At 61.2% G+C, this 15,029-nt stretch carries 18 protein-coding genes; 1 reads left to right on the top strand and 17 read right to left on the bottom strand.

Annotation, left to right across the window (positions count from 1 at the left end; all coding sequences use genetic code 11):
- Positions 1-16: 16 nt before the first annotated feature.
- The 12 genes from acpS to rpoE all read right to left on the bottom strand — a co-directional run bounded on the left by acpS (position 17) and on the right by rpoE (position 9,380).
- Positions 17-394: a holo-ACP synthase gene (acpS, locus tag QZ648_RS06660; RefSeq protein ID WP_169067033.1), complete on the bottom strand. Its 378-nt coding sequence runs from the start codon at positions 392-394 to the stop codon at positions 17-19.
- Positions 391-1,158 carry a pyridoxine 5'-phosphate synthase gene (locus QZ648_RS06655; RefSeq protein WP_169067032.1) on the bottom strand — a complete coding sequence of 256 codons (768 nt, stop codon included), beginning with the start codon at positions 1,156-1,158 and terminating at the stop codon, positions 391-393. The genes acpS and QZ648_RS06655 overlap by 4 nt, the downstream gene beginning before the upstream one ends.
- Positions 1,155-1,871 carry a DNA repair protein RecO gene (gene recO, locus QZ648_RS06650; RefSeq protein WP_291996477.1) on the bottom strand — a complete coding sequence of 239 codons (717 nt, stop codon included), beginning with the start codon at positions 1,869-1,871 and terminating at the stop codon, positions 1,155-1,157. The genes QZ648_RS06655 and recO overlap by 4 nt, the downstream gene beginning before the upstream one ends.
- A gap of 74 nt (positions 1,872-1,945) precedes the next feature.
- The gene (era, locus tag QZ648_RS06645; protein ID WP_291996476.1) at positions 1,946-2,830 is read right to left on the bottom strand and encodes a GTPase Era; all 885 of its coding nucleotides are present in this window, start codon (positions 2,828-2,830) and stop codon (positions 1,946-1,948) included.
- Complete coding sequence (gene rnc / locus QZ648_RS06640; RefSeq protein WP_169067030.1) at positions 2,827-3,498, bottom strand: ribonuclease III; 672 nt, start codon at positions 3,496-3,498, stop codon at positions 2,827-2,829. The genes era and rnc overlap by 4 nt, the downstream gene beginning before the upstream one ends.
- Positions 3,495-3,866, bottom strand: a complete 372-nt coding sequence (locus tag QZ648_RS06635; protein ID WP_291996475.1) for a DUF4845 domain-containing protein — start codon at positions 3,864-3,866, stop codon at positions 3,495-3,497. Before QZ648_RS06635 ends, rnc begins: the two co-directional genes overlap by 4 nt.
- A 9-nt stretch (positions 3,867-3,875) precedes the next feature.
- Entirely contained in the window at positions 3,876-4,664 is a 789-nt protein-coding gene (gene lepB / locus QZ648_RS06630; RefSeq protein WP_169067029.1) for a signal peptidase I, read from the bottom strand.
- A 14-nt stretch (positions 4,665-4,678) separates the two neighbouring features.
- Entirely contained in the window at positions 4,679-6,469 is a 1,791-nt protein-coding gene (lepA, locus tag QZ648_RS06625; RefSeq protein ID WP_291996474.1) for a translation elongation factor 4, read from the bottom strand.
- 93 nt (positions 6,470-6,562) lie between these two features.
- Positions 6,563-6,814: a glutaredoxin family protein gene (locus QZ648_RS06620; protein ID WP_169067028.1), complete on the bottom strand. Its 252-nt coding sequence runs from the start codon at positions 6,812-6,814 to the stop codon at positions 6,563-6,565.
- Positions 6,811-8,262: a DegQ family serine endoprotease gene (locus tag QZ648_RS06615; protein WP_291996473.1), complete on the bottom strand. Its 1,452-nt coding sequence runs from the start codon at positions 8,260-8,262 to the stop codon at positions 6,811-6,813. Before QZ648_RS06615 ends, QZ648_RS06620 begins: the two co-directional genes overlap by 4 nt.
- Positions 8,263-8,340: 78 nt before the next feature.
- Positions 8,341-8,778 (bottom strand): SoxR reducing system RseC family protein, encoded by a 438-nt coding sequence (locus tag QZ648_RS06610; protein WP_248595427.1) that lies wholly within the window; start codon positions 8,776-8,778, stop codon positions 8,341-8,343.
- A gap of 2 nt (positions 8,779-8,780) precedes the next feature.
- Positions 8,781-9,380: an RNA polymerase sigma factor RpoE gene (rpoE, locus tag QZ648_RS06605; protein WP_169067026.1), complete on the bottom strand. Its 600-nt coding sequence runs from the start codon at positions 9,378-9,380 to the stop codon at positions 8,781-8,783.
- 194 nt (positions 9,381-9,574) lie between these two features.
- On the opposite strand from rpoE, the gene nadB reads away from it, so the two are divergent.
- Positions 9,575-11,146 carry an L-aspartate oxidase gene (gene nadB, locus QZ648_RS06600; protein ID WP_291996472.1) on the top strand — a complete coding sequence of 524 codons (1,572 nt, stop codon included), beginning with the start codon at positions 9,575-9,577 and terminating at the stop codon, positions 11,144-11,146.
- On the opposite strand, the gene QZ648_RS06595 is transcribed toward nadB, so the two are convergent.
- The 5 genes from QZ648_RS06595 to fabD all read right to left on the bottom strand — a co-directional run bounded on the left by QZ648_RS06595 (position 11,130) and on the right by fabD (position 15,015).
- On the bottom strand, positions 11,130-11,564 hold the full coding sequence (locus tag QZ648_RS06595) for a protein YgfX (protein ID WP_291996471.1): 435 nt from the start codon (positions 11,562-11,564) through the stop codon (positions 11,130-11,132). The two genes, nadB and QZ648_RS06595, sit on opposite strands and share 17 nt — an antisense overlap.
- Positions 11,565-11,595: 31 nt before the next feature.
- Positions 11,596-12,834 (bottom strand): beta-ketoacyl-ACP synthase II, encoded by a 1,239-nt coding sequence (fabF, locus tag QZ648_RS06590; RefSeq protein ID WP_291996470.1) that lies wholly within the window; start codon positions 12,832-12,834, stop codon positions 11,596-11,598.
- 116 nt (positions 12,835-12,950) lie between these two features.
- Positions 12,951-13,187, bottom strand: coding sequence for an acyl carrier protein (acpP, locus tag QZ648_RS06585; RefSeq protein WP_169067022.1), 237 nt, complete (start codon positions 13,185-13,187; stop codon positions 12,951-12,953).
- 119 nt (positions 13,188-13,306) lie between these two features.
- Positions 13,307-14,047, bottom strand: coding sequence for a 3-oxoacyl-ACP reductase FabG (fabG, locus tag QZ648_RS06580; RefSeq protein WP_291996469.1), 741 nt, complete (start codon positions 14,045-14,047; stop codon positions 13,307-13,309).
- 17 nt (positions 14,048-14,064) lie between these two features.
- Entirely contained in the window at positions 14,065-15,015 is a 951-nt protein-coding gene (gene fabD / locus QZ648_RS06575; protein WP_291996468.1) for an ACP S-malonyltransferase, read from the bottom strand.
- Positions 15,016-15,029: the final 14 nt, after the last annotated feature.

Here is a 15,029-nt window from a genome sequence, read left to right as displayed (position 1 = left end):
ATCGCGTTCATCGCGTTCATGCCTGCTCCATGATGACGAACGCCACAGCATAGTCGTCCTCATCGCTGATCGAGAGGTGAGCAACCAGCCCCCGCTGGGCAAGAAGCTTCGCCAGCGGTGCCGCGTACTCGAACAGCGGTCGGCCCAGCGAATCATGCGCCACACTGATATTCGGCAGGGTCGCCGGAGCGCTCAGACCGATCCCGAGCGCCTTGCCGAACGCTTCCTTGGCGGCGAAACGCTTGGCGAGAAAGCGCGCCGGCTGGTGCGCAGCGGCAAATTCCGTACATTCGCGCGCTGACAGCAGCTTCGCCAGCGCGCGCTGACCGTGGCGCTCATAGAGCCCGCCGAGGCGGGCAACGGCGACGATGTCGGTGCCAATACCGGCGATCATGTCGGCGTCGCTGGCGGCAGCGCCTGCGCCTCACGCAGCAAGCGTTTCATTTCCCGGACCGCCTCGCGCAAGCCGACGAAGATCGCTCGACTGATGATCGCGTGGCCAATGTGCAGCTCGCGGATGCCAAGCAACTGCGCGATCGGCTGGACGTTGAAGTAATTGAGCGCGTGCCCGGCGTTGAAGCGCATGCCGAGTTGGCGGGCGGCGGCGCCAGCGACGCGGATCTTGTCGATCTCGGCCACGACCGCGGGACTTTCGGGATCACGCCCCTGCGTGTAGAAAGCATGCGCGTAAGGGCCGGTGTGGATCTCGCAGACGCGCGCCCCGATGCGTGCGGCCGCTTCAACCTGCGCCGGATCGGCGTCGATGAAGACACTGCTGATGATGCCGGCGTCAGTCAGGCGAGCCACCGACTGACGCAGCGCCCTCTCCTGCGCCAGCACGTCGAGCCCGCCTTCGGTGGTCACTTCGTGCCGCCCTTCCGGCACCAGCATCGCCATCTGCGGCTTGACGCGACAAGCGATGGCAATCATTTCCTCGGTCGCTGCCAGTTCCAGGTTGAGCTTGATCTGCGCCAGTTCGCGGAGCTTCTCGACGTCGGCGTCCTGAATGTGTCGCCGATCTTCGCGCAGGTGGATGGTGATGCCGTCGGCACCGCCGAGATGCGCTTCGACCGCTGCCCAGACCGGATCGGGTTCGTAGGTGCAGCGCGCCTGTCGGATCGTCGCCACATGGTCGATATTGACGCCCAGTTCGATCATAGTTCCTGTAGCTCCCTGAAAATCCTGCGGCTTGCCAGGTGCCTGCCGCCAGTATAGTGGCCGATCAGCGTGCGCATCAGCTGCTTGGCTTCGGCCAGCGAGCGCGGATCGGAGAAATCCTCGCGCGCCAGGTCGAGCAGCGTTCTGCCGCTCACCGCCAGCGCCGAGGCGTCTGGCGCGGCGAGACGTACCGGACCGCGCTCGATCTCGTAGCCGTAGCGTGCGTTGCCCTCGACGCTGACGCCGTCAGTATCGGTTTCGAGCATCAGCCCGTAGCCCAGCTCCTGCAGCAGAGCGCGCTCGAAGCAGCGCAGGTCGGCTTCCTGCGCGCCATCGGCAAAGCGGCGCAGCGTTTCCGCATAGACCGAAAATAGCCGCGCATGCGCATCCTCACGCGGCAGCAGATGCATCAGCAACTCATTGAGGTAATAGCCACAAAACAGCGACTTGCCTGCCAGCAGGGGCTGTCCGCCGCGCCACTCGGCCTTCATCAGGGTCTGCACCTCCCCCCTGCCCGCCCAGCCGACCTCGAGCGGCTGGAAGGCGAGCAGTACGCCACGCAACACCGATCTGGGCCGCCGCGCACCACGCGCGAGCAGAGCAACCCGCCCGAAGTCGCGCGAAAAGACGTCGATGATGAGGCTGGTTTCGCTGTAAGGATAGGCATGCAGCACAAACGCCGGCTGTCCATCGACCTTGTGCCGCTGATTCACTGAGTCACTTCCCGACCGGTTCGCCGGCAATCAACAAGCGCATGCGCACTTCTAGCCTCTTCGTACGACTCGCACTATTCGTAACCCAGGCTCTTGAGCAACTGCGCATCATCGGCCCAACCCGAGTTGACCTTGACAAAGACTTCCAGAAAGACCGGTCCGCCAAACATTCGCTCCATGTCCTGCCTCGCCTCGGAGGCAATTCGCTTGACCACTTCGCCCCCCGTGCCAATGACTATCGACTTGTGTCCGGCGCGCTCGACGACAATCGCCGCGCTGATCCGGCGCAGCGGACCGTCAACGACGAAGCGCTCGATTTCGACGGCCGCACCGTAAGGCAACTCGTCGCCAATCAAGCGAAAAAGCTTTTCACGAATGTACTCGGCGGCAAGGAATTTTTCGCTGCGGTCGGTGATCTCGTCTTCGCCGAAAAGCAACTCGTCGTTTGGCAAGTGCTTGCGCGTTTCGCCAAGCAGTGCATCGAGTTGCGCGCGACGCGTCGCGCTGACCGGCACGATGGCCGCAAACTCACCCTCACCGGCGAGTTGTGTGAGATACGGCAGCAAATCGACCTTGTTCTTGATCTGGTCGATCTTGTTAACCACGATAATCACCGGACAGCCTTCCGGCAGCAGCTTGCGCACCGCGCGATCGCGTTCGTCGAAGCGGCAGGCCTCGACGACAAACAGGATCACATCGACTTCCGCCAGCGCCTGCCTGACGCCGCGGTTCATCACCTGATTGAGGGCATTGAGGTGCTTGGTTTGAAAGCCTGGTGTATCGACAAAAACATACTGCGCATCGGCCTCGGTGAGAATGCCCGTGATGCGATGACGGGTGGTCTGGGCGCGCCGCGAGACGATGCTGACTTTTTCACCGATCAAAGCGTTGAGCAGTGTCGACTTGCCGACATTGGGGCGACCAACGATAGCGATGCGACCGGAACGGATTTCACTCATGAGTTGGCCACCTCTTCGAGAGCGTGTTCGGCGGCCACCTGTTCGGCCGCCCGGCGAGTGCTGCCGCTACCCTCGCTGCGGATGCGCAGCGCGTCGATGCTGCAGCTAACCGTGAAATGTTGTTCATGTGCCTCACCCGCGGTATTGATCAGCGCGTACAGCGGCAAGGCCAGGCGTCGGCCCTGCAGGTACTCCTGCAAGCGCGTCTTGGCGTCCTTGATCTCCTGTCCTGGAGCCAGTTGCACGAGCACACCCTGGTACAGGCGAAGGACGACTTCGCTGGCAGCGTCAAAGCCCGCGTCCAACCATACTGCGCCAAACAGCGCTTCGAGGGCATCGGCCAGGATTGACGGGCGTCGATGCCCGCCGCTTTTCTGCTCACCCTCACCAAGCAGCAGATAGTCGCCCAAGGAGAGCGCCAGCGCTCGCTGGTGCAGGCTGTCCTGGCGTACCAGGTTGGCTCGCAGTCGCGACAGATCACCTTCCGGAAGCGTCGGAAATTGCTCGAACAAGCGCCGCGCGATAACCGCATTGAGAACGGCGTCACCGATAAATTCGAAGCGCTCGTTATGGGGAGAGGAGTAGCTGCGGTGCGTCAGCGCCGTCTGCAGGAGTTCGCGATCGCGGAACGTGTAGCCGAACGCCTTTTCGAATCCGCGCTGGGTCATTGCCCGCTGTCGCGGGCCGACGACGATCCCGAGAAGTCGATCAGCAGACTGACATTGCCCAGCAGTGGAACACGCTTCTCATAGGCGAAGGCAACGACCACCTGATTCTCCTCTTTGAAGATTTCCAGATCAGCCGGTCCGAAGCCCTTGATATGCTCGACTTCGGCGTACTGCCCAAAGGCATGGCGAATCTCGGCAACCGTTTTTCCGGCGGACTCGCTGGCCACGGCTTTTACCGCGTGCTTGATCTTGGAATACTCGATGACATCGGGAAGGACCCGGATGACAAGAATAGCCACCATGGCAATGCCGACGCCCCACAGCAGCAGGGCGGAAAGTGCCAAACCACGCTGACGCTTGATAGTCATGTGAGCTCCTTAACCGAACGGGCCGATGCGCTTGAAATCACTGAAATTCAACCAGATGAAGAAAGCCTTGCCGACAATATTCTCTTCGGGAACGAAGCCCCAGAAGCGGCTGTCGCGACTGTTGTCGCGATTGTCGCCCATTACGAAATACTCGCCCGGCGGCACGGTGCAGATCACGCCAGCGCTATTGTAGGAGCAGTTCTCGCGATTCGGGAACTGCGCCGGATGGGAAATGTAGGCCGGCGCATCGCGATCATTGAGCATTCGATGCCCCTCCTCACCGAGTTTCTCGACGAATTGCTCGGAATAGTACAGCCGTTCCGGATGCAGATAGTCCTCAACCTCCTCCACCGCTATCGGGAGACCATTAATCGTCAGGCGCTTGTTCCGGTAAGCCACTTTGTCACCGGGAAGGCCGACCACGCGCTTGATGTAGTCGAGCGAGGGATCCTCGGGATAACGAAAGACCATCACATCACCGCGCTGCGGACTGTTGATGTCGATGATCTTCAGGTTGGCGACGGGCAGGCGGATTCCGTAGGTATATTTGTTGACGAGAATGAAGTCACCGACCAGCAGCGTCGGGATCATCGAGCCCGATGGGATCTTGAAAGGCTCGACGATGAACGAGCGCAGGACGAAGACGGCCAGAATGACCGGGAAAAAACTTGCGCCATACTCGACCCACCACGGCTCCTTGGCGCCGACGGCGCGACGCTTCCGGAAAACAAAAACGTCCGCCGCCCATACCGCAGCACTGACCAACAACAGGATCAGCAGGATCAATGCAAAATTCACTGGCTCACTCCCCTCTACTTGCCGACACGCAACACAGCAAGGAAAGCCTCCTGTGGAATCTCGACTGACCCGACCTGCTTCATGCGCTTCTTGCCTGCCTTCTGCTTCTCGAGCAGCTTCCTCTTGCGCGAGATGTCACCGCCATAACACTTGGCGGTGACATCCTTGCGCATTGCCTTGACGTTCTCGCGAGCAATGATGTTGGCGCCGATGGTCGCCTGGATGGCGACATCGTACATCTGGCGCGGGATCAGCTCGCGCATCTTGGCCGCCAGTTCGCGCCCGCGATAGATGGAACTGCTACGATGCAGAATGACGGACAGCGCATCGACTTTTTCACCGTTGATCAGGATATCGAGCTTGACGACGTCCGCCGCCCGGTATTCCTTGAATTCGTAATCGAGAGAAGCGTAGCCACGCGAAACGGATTTCAGGCGGTCGAAGAAGTCCATCACCACTTCGGCCATCGGCATTTCGTAGACCAGTTGCACCTGACGACCGTGGTAGGTCATGTCGACCTGGTTGCCGCGTTTCTGGTTGCACAGCGTGATGACGTTGCCCAGGTAGTCCTGCGGAACGAAAACGGTAATGGTGATGATCGGTTCGCGGATTTCCTCGGTCTTTGACAGTTCCGGCAGCTTGGCCGGGTTTTCCACCTGAACGACGCTGCCATCGCGCAGCAGGACTTCATAGACCACCGTTGGCGCGGTAGTGATGAGGTCCTGGTCGAACTCGCGCTCGAGACGTTCCTGGACGATCTCCATGTGCAGCAGGCCGAGAAAGCCGCAACGAAAACCGAAGCCAAGCGCCTGCGAGACCTCGGGTTCGTAACGCAAGGACGCGTCGTTGAGCGTCAGCTTCTCGAGTGCGTCGCGTAGCGAGTCGTACTGATTGGACTCGACCGGATAGAGGCCGGCGAAGACCTGCGACTTGATTTCCTTGAAGCCCGGGAAGGCCTGCGCCGTCGGCCGGTCAAACAGGGTCACCGTATCGCCAACCTTGGCGGCCTGCAGTTCCTTGATCCCGGAGATGATGTAACCGACCTCGCCAGCACGCAGAGCGTCACGGGGCACCGCTTTCGGGGTGAACACGCCGACCTGATCGCAGAGGTGGGTCGACCCGGTGGCCATCAAGTGTATCTTTTCCTTCGGCCGCAGCGTGCCGTCGAAGACACGCACCAGCATCACCACGCCCACGTAGTTGTCGAACCAGGCGTCGATCAGCAGGGCCTTGAGCGGCGCATCCGGGTCACCCTTGGGTGCGGGAATGCGTTCGATGATCGCTTCCAGAACGTCCTCGACACCGAGACCGGTCTTCGCCGAGGCCAACACCGCCTCGCTGGCGTCGATGCCGATCACATCCTCGATTTCCTGGCGCGCCTTGTCAGGCGTCGCCGACGGCAGATCGACCTTGTTCAGCACCGGCATGACGTCGACACCCAACTCGATCGCCGTATAACAGTTGGCGACGGTCTGCGCTTCGACGCCTTGTGAGGCATCGACAACCAGCAAGGCCCCTTCACAGGCCGAAAGCGAGCGCGATACCTCATAGGAAAAATCAACGTGCCCGGGAGTATCGATGAGGTTCAGATTGTAGATCTCACCACCGCGCGCCCGATACTGCAGTGACGCGGTCTGTGCCTTGATGGTGATCCCGCGCTCGCGCTCGATGGCCATCGAGTCCAGCACCTGCGCCTCCATCTCGCGATCGGAAAGGCCGCCGCAAAGATGAATGATGCGATCGGCGAGTGTCGACTTGCCATGATCGATGTGGGCGATGATGGAGAAATTGCGAATGTGTTGCATGGACCTCGTGTCGGCGCCGTTTCGGCCGCGCCGCCCCTGAAAAAAAAAGGTGCCGGTGGGCACCCTTGGTCGAACTGCCTGAAGGCGCGGATTCTAGCCGATTTTGCTCAAATAATCACGGACTTTGCTGACCTCGAGGAAGTAGTGGCAAAGCTCGTGGCCATTGTGCAGGAGCACCGGCACCAATTCGTCGTAGCGCTGTTCCAGCGCCGCATCGGCGTCGACATCGAGCACCTCGATTTCGAAAGCCAACTCCTCGGCCAGGCCCGCCAGTGCCACTTCCATGTCCTGACAAAGATGACAGTAGCGCCGCGAAATCAGCGTCAGCCGGGTCGCCTGCTTCACTCGCCGCGCCTGTCGGGGAAACCCTTGATGGTGACAAAAGTCTGCAGTTCGCCGCGCCGCACCAGCAGCGTCACGTTGGCCGACTTGTCGAGCGCCAGCAACAGCTTGTTGAACTGCTCGGCGCTGCTCAACTCGGTACTCGTGCCACGCGAGATAATCGCCAGGAGCACGTCGCCGGGCCGCAGCTCGGCGCGCGCCGTATTGCCGCGCACATCCTCGATCAACAAACCCTGCTTGAGCTTGAGTTCGCGCTTCTGCTCCGCAGTCAGCTCCGCGACCACCAGACCGAGTCGATTGGCGGCACGCTCGGCCGGCCTGCCACCGCCGCTGAGGCGGCTGGCAAGTTTTTCTTCAGGGATTTCGCCGACCACCACGCTCACCTCGCGGCTTGCTCCCTTGCGCCACAACTGCATCGTCGCCTTGCTTCCCGGCCTGGTCGCGGCAACCAGGCGTGGCAGATCGCTGGAGCTGTTAACTGTTTTACCGTCGAATTTCAGGATCACATCACCGGCCTCGACACCCGCCTTGTCGGCCGGGCCGCCGCTCTCGACCGCGTTGACCACGGCTCCCGTCGCCTGGCTCAAGCCGAAGGACTCAGCCAATTCCTTGCTCAACTCCTGGATCACCACCCCAATGCGACCACGGCTGACCTTGCCAGCGGCGCGTAGCTGTGCCTGCACGTCCATCGCCACGTCGATCGGAATGGCAAAGGAAATACCCATGAAGCCTCCAGAACGGCTGTAGATCTGAGAGTTGATACCCACCACCTCGCCCTGGAGATTGAACAGCGGCCCTCCGGAGTTTCCAGGATTGACCGCCACGTCGGTCTGAATGAAGGGGACGTAGTTTTCCTGCGGCAGCGAGCGCCCCTTGGCGCTGACGATTCCGGCCGTCACGCTGTTGTCAAAGCCGAACGGCGAACCAATGGCCACCACCCACTCGCCGACCTTGAGTACGCTGGGGTCACCAAAGCGCACCGTTGGCAAAGACGTCGCCTCGATCTTGATCAGCGCCACATCGCTGCGCTTGTCAGCGCCAATCACTCTCGCTTTCAGCTCACGTTTGTCGGTCAGGCGAACGAGAATCTCGTCGGCAGCGTCGACCACGTGCGCATTGGTCAGGATGTAGCCGTCGGCGCTGACGATGAACCCTGAACCAAGAGAACGGCTCTGGAACTCGCGCGGCTCATCCGGGATGCCCGGCATCCCGGGCACTCCTGGTTGGCGGGGAATGAAGCGCCGAAAAAACTCGAACATCGGATCGTCTTCATCGAAGGGAAACGGATGCGCGCCGCGCCCATTGGCGCGCGCGCTCTGGGTGGTACTGATATTCACCACCGCCGGCCCCTGCTTCTCCACCAACTCGGTGAAGTCAGGCAAGCCGCGACTCTGGGCTTGCGCGAGTAGCGAAAAAAGGGTCAACAACAAAGCTGCAAGCAACTGTTTCATGGCACCAAATACCTCCTGAGTGTCACTACCGATCAGAGCGGCAGATTGCAACGAATTTGGGGATGGCCGAGAAGAGTGTCAAGACGTGATCGACGGCTGGCAACGCGGATCGGCGGCATCGCGCCGTTGCGCACGCCGCAAACCCAGCCAGCCGACCAGCAAACCGACAATGGCGCCGCAGATAGCCCCTGCTTCGCCTGCAGCAGCCGAACCGGCCAGCGCCCCGAGTAACAGCGCCAGCCACGGAAAGGCATAGGCGGCAAGCGCACTGCGGCGAACCGAGCCCTCGCCAACGCGTACGCGTACGCGCTCACCCACCGAGCGCCGCTCAGGGTTGGGCACTCGGAACGTACGCGGCGTGCTGCACAACAGCTTGGCAAGGTTGTTGCCGCCGCAGCCACCAACTTCCCGGCAGCGCCCGCAACCGCTCTCCTCCATACGGATCAAGGCGTACTCACCGTCAAGCGAGGCCACGCTTCCCCACGCACCCGTCATTGTCGGTTGCTGATCGCCCATGCCTACCACCGGCGATCGGCAGCCGTATCGAGCAGCGGCCTCAATTTCTCGGCTACCGCCTCACGAGCACGGAAAATGCGTGAGCGCACGGTCCCGATCGGACAACTCATGGCCTCGGCAATTTCCTCGTAGCTCAAGCCATCAATCTCGCGCAGGACAATTGCGCTACGCAACTCGTCCGGCAGCCCGTCCATCGCGGCATTGATGGTTTCGCCGATCTGCTTGGACTGCAAGAGGCTTTCCGGCGTGTTGATGTCGCGCAACTGGTCGGCATCCTCGAAACCCTCGGCCTCCTGGGCATCGAATTCCGTCGATGTCGGTGCGCGCCGCCCCTGGGCAACCAGATAGTTCTTCGCCGTATTGATGCCAATTCGATACAGCCAGGTATAAAACGCACTGTCGCCCCGAAACGATGGCAGCGCCCGATAAGCCTTGATGAAAGCCTCCTGCGCGACATCGTCGACTTCAGCCGCGTCGCGTATGAAACGCGACAACAAGCGCGCGAGCTTGCGCTGGTATTTTGCGACCAAGAGCTCGAAAGCGTGCTTGTCCCCGGCCTGTGCGCGTTCAACCAGTAGCTGGTCAATCTCGCGTTCACTCATGCTCTCTGCTTATCCTGTTGAAGACGATATCGTTATTTGCGCAAAAGTATAGCGCAAGCCTTCAACGCTCATCGTAACAGAGCGTGCGCAGCGACGCTGGCCCTGCTCGGCCTGGAAATGGCCGCGCGATGAAGAGCTATTGCGGCGCCATGCACATGCTATAGTTGCAGCCCCTTACTGGCAGGATCTCCAGCGTGCCGCTTTGCTCCGACGTTCTCATCATTGGCAGCGGCCTGGCTGGGCAAGCGGCCGCACTACGGCTGGCAGCATCGCGCAAGGTCACGCTGATCAGCAAGCGCACACTGGAAGACAGCGCCTCGAGTTGGGCACAGGGCGGCATCGCGGCAGTTCTCGACAATCGCGACTCGATCGAAGCGCACATCCGCGACACGATTAACGCTGGCGCGCTGCTCAACGACCCGCGGGCGACGCGCTTCGTGATCGAGAACGGTCGCCGGGCAGTCGACTGGCTGATTGAACAGGGGGTCCCCTTCACCCGCGATCAGGACGGCTACCATCTGGCTCAGGAAGGCGGCCACAGTGCCCGGCGCGTCATCCACGTCGCGGACGCGACCGGTCTGGCCGTTCAGACGACACTGACGCACAAGGTTCGCCAGCATCCCAATATCACCATCCTCGAACAGCACATCGCCGTCGACCTGATTACCGGCGAAAAACTGGGGCTGGCCGAGCGCCGTTGCTACGGTGCCTATGTACTGGATAACACCACCGGAGAGGTGCTGACCCTCGGCGCTCGACACACTCTGATCGCCACCGGCGGCGCCGGCAAAGTCTATCTCTATACGACCAATCCAGACACTTCCACCGGCGACGGTATCGCCATGGCCTGGCGTGCCGGTTGCCGGGTGGCGAACATGGAGTTCATCCAGTTTCATCCGACCTGCCTCTACCATCCGCAGGCCAAGTCCTTCCTGATTTCGGAAGCGGTTCGTGGCGAAGGAGGACGCCTCTTACTGCCTGACGGCAGGCGCTTCATGCCCCGGCACGATGCACGCGCCGAACTCGCGCCCCGCGACGTCGTCGCCCGGGCCATCGACTTCGAAATGAAGAAACGCGGCCTGGACTGTGTCTACCTCGACATCTCGCACAAGCCAGCGGCCTTTCTCGCTGAGCACTTCCCGAACATCATGGCCCGCTGTAGCGAGTTGGGAATCGACATCAGCCGCCAGCCAATCCCGGTTGTGCCCGCAGCGCATTACACTTGCGGCGGCGTCATTACTGACCTGCGCGCACGCACCAACCTCGCTGGCCTCTACGTCGCCGGCGAAGCTTCCTGCACCGGCCTGCACGGCGCCAATCGTCTGGCCAGCAACTCGCTGCTCGAATGCCTGGTGTTCGCCGAGGCGGCCGCCAATGACATTCTCCAACAAAACGAAAGCGAACTGCCGGAGCTACCGCCCTGGGACGACAGCCGCGTCAGCGATCCCGATGAAGAAATCGTCATCGCCCACAACTGGTATGAGTTGCGACGCTTCATGTGGGACTACGTCGGCATCGTACGCACCACCAAGCGCCTGCAGCGCGCGCAGAACCGAATTCGCCTGCTGCTCCGCGAAATTGACGATTTCTACTCGCTTTTCCGAGTCAGCCACGACTTGATCGAGCTACGCAACCTGGTGGTGACTGCCGACCTGATCATCCGCTGCGCACTGCGCCGCCATGAAAGCCGCGGCTTGCACTCCAGCCGCAATTATCCAGAAACGCTGGAACGTGCCCGCAACACGGTGCTCAGACGCCGCCTTTGAGCTGACGGGAATCTACCCGCCAACGTAGCCACAGGCGAAGCAAACGGAACTGCTCTGTGGACATGCTGTCGGGAAAAAGCGCAAGGGCCTCCAGCCGCCCTGACTCGCCAGCACGGACGCGCAAGACCAGAAACTGGCTGAAAACGACGCTGTCTGGCTGGACCCGCGCGAAAACCTGGTCGCCATTGGCGAAGTGGCAGCTCAGTTCGCCGCTTGCCGCCAGGCGCAGGGCGACGACTCTCGACGGCCGCCAAATCTGCTGCCACAGCGACAAGGCAACGATCGCCAGCAGCAGCAAGCGGATGCTCAGAGGCCAGGGCAAAACGAAGAGGCTGGCCGCAGCCAGCCCATGCAGCAAGGCCGTCAGGACAAAGAGCAGACGCGAGCGGCGCAGAGCAATGTCGATCGGAAACTGCATGCCATGCGCGCGCCCGTCAGGACGCCAGGAACTAGATCCGCTTCAAGACCACGGTGGCGTTGGTACCGCCGAAGCCGAAGGAGTTTGAAATGGCGACATCGATCTTGAGCTGACGCGCCTCATTGGCGCAATAATCGAGATCGCAGCCTTCTCCGGCATTGACGAGGTTGATGGTCGGCGGCGATATCTGATGGTAGATCGCCAGCGCCGAGAACAGCGCCTCGACGCCCCCCGCAGCACCGAGGAGATGGCCGGTCATCGACTTGGTGGAACTGACCACCAGCTTGCTTGCGTGAGCGCCGAAAGCGCGCTTGACGGCAACTGTTTCCGCCTTGTCGCCCAGGGGCGTCGAAGTACCATGTGCATTGACGTACTGCACGTCCTCCGGATTCAGCTGTGCGTTACGCAAGGCATTGCCCATGCAACGCGCCGCCCCCTCACCGTCGTCGCACGGTGCGGTGATGTGGTTGGCGTCGGCACTCATACCGAAACCCGCCAACTCGCAATAGATGCGCGCGCCGCGTGCCTTGGCATGTTCGTATTCTTCCAGAACTACGACGCCGGCGCCCTCACTGAGTACGAAGCCGTCGCGATCTCTGTCCCACGGACGACTCGCGGTCTGCGGGTCGTCGTTGCGCGTGGATAGGGCACGTGGAGCGCAAAAACCTCCCAGGCCCAGGTTCGACAGGCAGCCTTCAGCGCCACCGGCAATCATCACGTCGGCATCGCCGTATTCAATTAGGCGGCCCGCATCACCGATGCTGTGCGTCCCCGTCGAACAAGCGCTGACCAGTGAGATGTTGGGGCCCTTGTAGCCATACATGATCGACAGGTTGCCTGAGATCATGTTGATGATCGAACCGGGAACGAAGAACGGCGACACTTTGCGCACCCCACCTGCAGAAAAATCGTCGCAGGTGTTCTCGATCATCGGCAGACCGCCGATGCCGGAACCGATCGATACGCCGACTCGCTCGGCCTGCGCCGGGTGCGCTTCGAGCCCGGCATCGCGGATCGCCTGAATGCCTGCCGCCATGCCGTAATGGATGAAGACATCCATGCGGCGCGCTTCCTTTACCGAGAGGTACTGGCCAATGTTGAAGTCCCGCACTTCACCAGCGATCTGCACTGGAAAGCTGGAAACATCAAAACGAGTGATCCGTTCAATGCCGGAACGTCCGGCAATGATGTTCTGCCAGGCCGTTTCAACGGAATTGCCAACCGGAGAAACGATACCAAGGCCAGTGATAACGACTCTGCGACGTGCCAACTTGTGCTCCGGGAGTAGAAGATGCTGAAGCGGAAAAGCTTGCCATCACTCCCCACCGAGGACGGCCCCTTGCAGAGCCTGACCGCAGGGATCGTGGATAGCGTCTACGGGAAAACTTACTTCTTGTGCGAACTGACGTAGTCGATGGCCTGCTGCACGGTGGTAATTTTCTCGGCTTCGTCATCCGGAATCTCGCACTCGAACTCTTCCTCGAGAGCCATTACCAGTTCAACTGTATCGAGCGAATCAGCGCCGAGATCGTCGACGAACGACGATTCATTCTTGATGTCCGCTTCGTTGACCCCGAGTTGTTCGGCGACGATCTTCTTGACACGTTGCTCAATATTTTCCATCAAAGTGCTCCTTCTCAGAGTTCATAGGTAAAACAGAAATGCGCCATTCTAGCAAAATGGCCCAAACTTACCAAACATCAGTCCATGCGACCCGGACGCTTTTTCGTCCAGAACCGATTTCAGCCAGTGAACATGCCGCCGTTGACGTGAATCGTCGTGCCAGTAACGTAAGCAGCCCCGGCCGACGCCAGGAAAGCAACCGCCGCCGCCACTTCCTGAGGAGATCCGAGCCGCGCAAGCGGGACGCCAAGCAGCAGCGCTGCTTTCTGTTTGTCGTCGAGTGCACGCGTCATATCAGTGTCGATTAGACCGGGCGCCACGCAATTCACGGTGATGTTGCGACTGCCCAGTTCCCGAGCCAGTGCCCGACTCATGCCGGCAACGCCGGCCTTGGCAGCGCAGTAATTGGCCTGACCCGGATTGCCGGCGTGACCGACAACCGAGGTGACGTTGATGATGCGACCGTAGCGTGCCTTCATCATGCCGCGCATCACCGCCCGGCAAAGGCGGAAAACCGCTTTCAGGTTGGTATCGAGCACGTTTTCCCACTCCTCGTCCTTGAGACGCATCGACAGGTTGTCGCGCGTGATTCCGGCGTTATTGACCAGCACCGACAGCGCACCGTGCGTCTTCTCGATGTGGCTGATCAACGAATTGATTTGCTCAGCATCGCGAACTTCCAGAACAACGCCCTCACCCGCGCTGCCCGCAGCCAGCAGAGCCGCAGAAATTGTTGCCGCGCCTTCGCCTGTCGTTGCCGTACCGATCACCGTGGCGCCAAGGCGACCCAGTTCGAGCGCGATCGCCGCACCGATGCCGCGCGAGGCACCGGTGACCAAGGCCACTTGTCCGTTGAGCATTCCCGTCCCCATCGCCTCTAGCGTGCCGATCCGAGAGTTTCGAGCGCGGCTTCCAGCGCCGCCAGATCAACCAGCGCAAGGCCTGTCAAGCTAGCTGCGCAACGTTTGGTCAAGCCTGCCAGCACCTTGCCCGGCCCACATTCGGCCACCGTCGTCACATTCATTCCCGCGATCTTCTGGATCGTCTCCACCCAGCGCACCGGCGAGTATGCCTGTCGAATCAAGGCGTCCTTGATCCGGTTACTGTCCGACTCGATCGCCACATCGGCGTTGTTGATCACCGGAATCTGCGCCGCCGCGAAATCAAGCTCGGCGAGGCGTGCAGCCAGCTTGTCGGCTGCCGGTCGGATCAGCGACGAGTGAAAAGGCGCCGAGACCGGCAACAACAACGCGCGCTTCGCACCACGCGCCTTGCAGCCGGCACAGGCCAGTTCCACCGCCGCCTTGCTGCCGGCGATCACCGTCTGCCCCGGGCCGTTGAAATTGACCGCTTCGACGACCTCGCCATCGCCAGCCGCAGCGGCTGCCTCGATGCAGGCCTCGGCAATCTTCTCGTCATCGAGACCAAGAATGGCCGCCATCGCGCCCGCGCCCGCCGGCACGGCTTCCTGCATCGCGGTGGCACGCAGCCGAACCAGCGGTACTGCGTCCCGGAAGCGGATGACTCCGGCAGCAACCAGTGCCGAGTACTCGCCAAGACTGTGGCCGGCGACGACGGCCGGCAACTTGCCACCGCGGTCCAGCCACAGACGATAGACCGCAACGCCGGCGGTGAGCATCAGCGGTTGCGTGTTGACGGTCTGCGCCAAGGCTTCGGCCGGACCATCGATCAACAATTGCCAGAGATCCTGCGACAGCGCCGCCGAGGCCTCGTCGAAGGTCGCCCGCAGCACAGGCGAATCGCCATAGGCGGCCATCATCCCGACCGATTGCGAACCTTGACCCGGAAAAACGAATGCGAAAGCCATCTTGTATTGCTTCC

This window comes from Candidatus Accumulibacter sp. ACC012 (genome assembly GCF_907163155.1).
GTDB classification, from domain to species: Bacteria; Pseudomonadota; Gammaproteobacteria; order Burkholderiales; family Rhodocyclaceae; genus Accumulibacter; species Accumulibacter delftensis.
The sequence above is the reverse complement of the archived record's forward strand: the minus strand, read 5'-3'. Positions and strand labels throughout refer to the sequence as shown.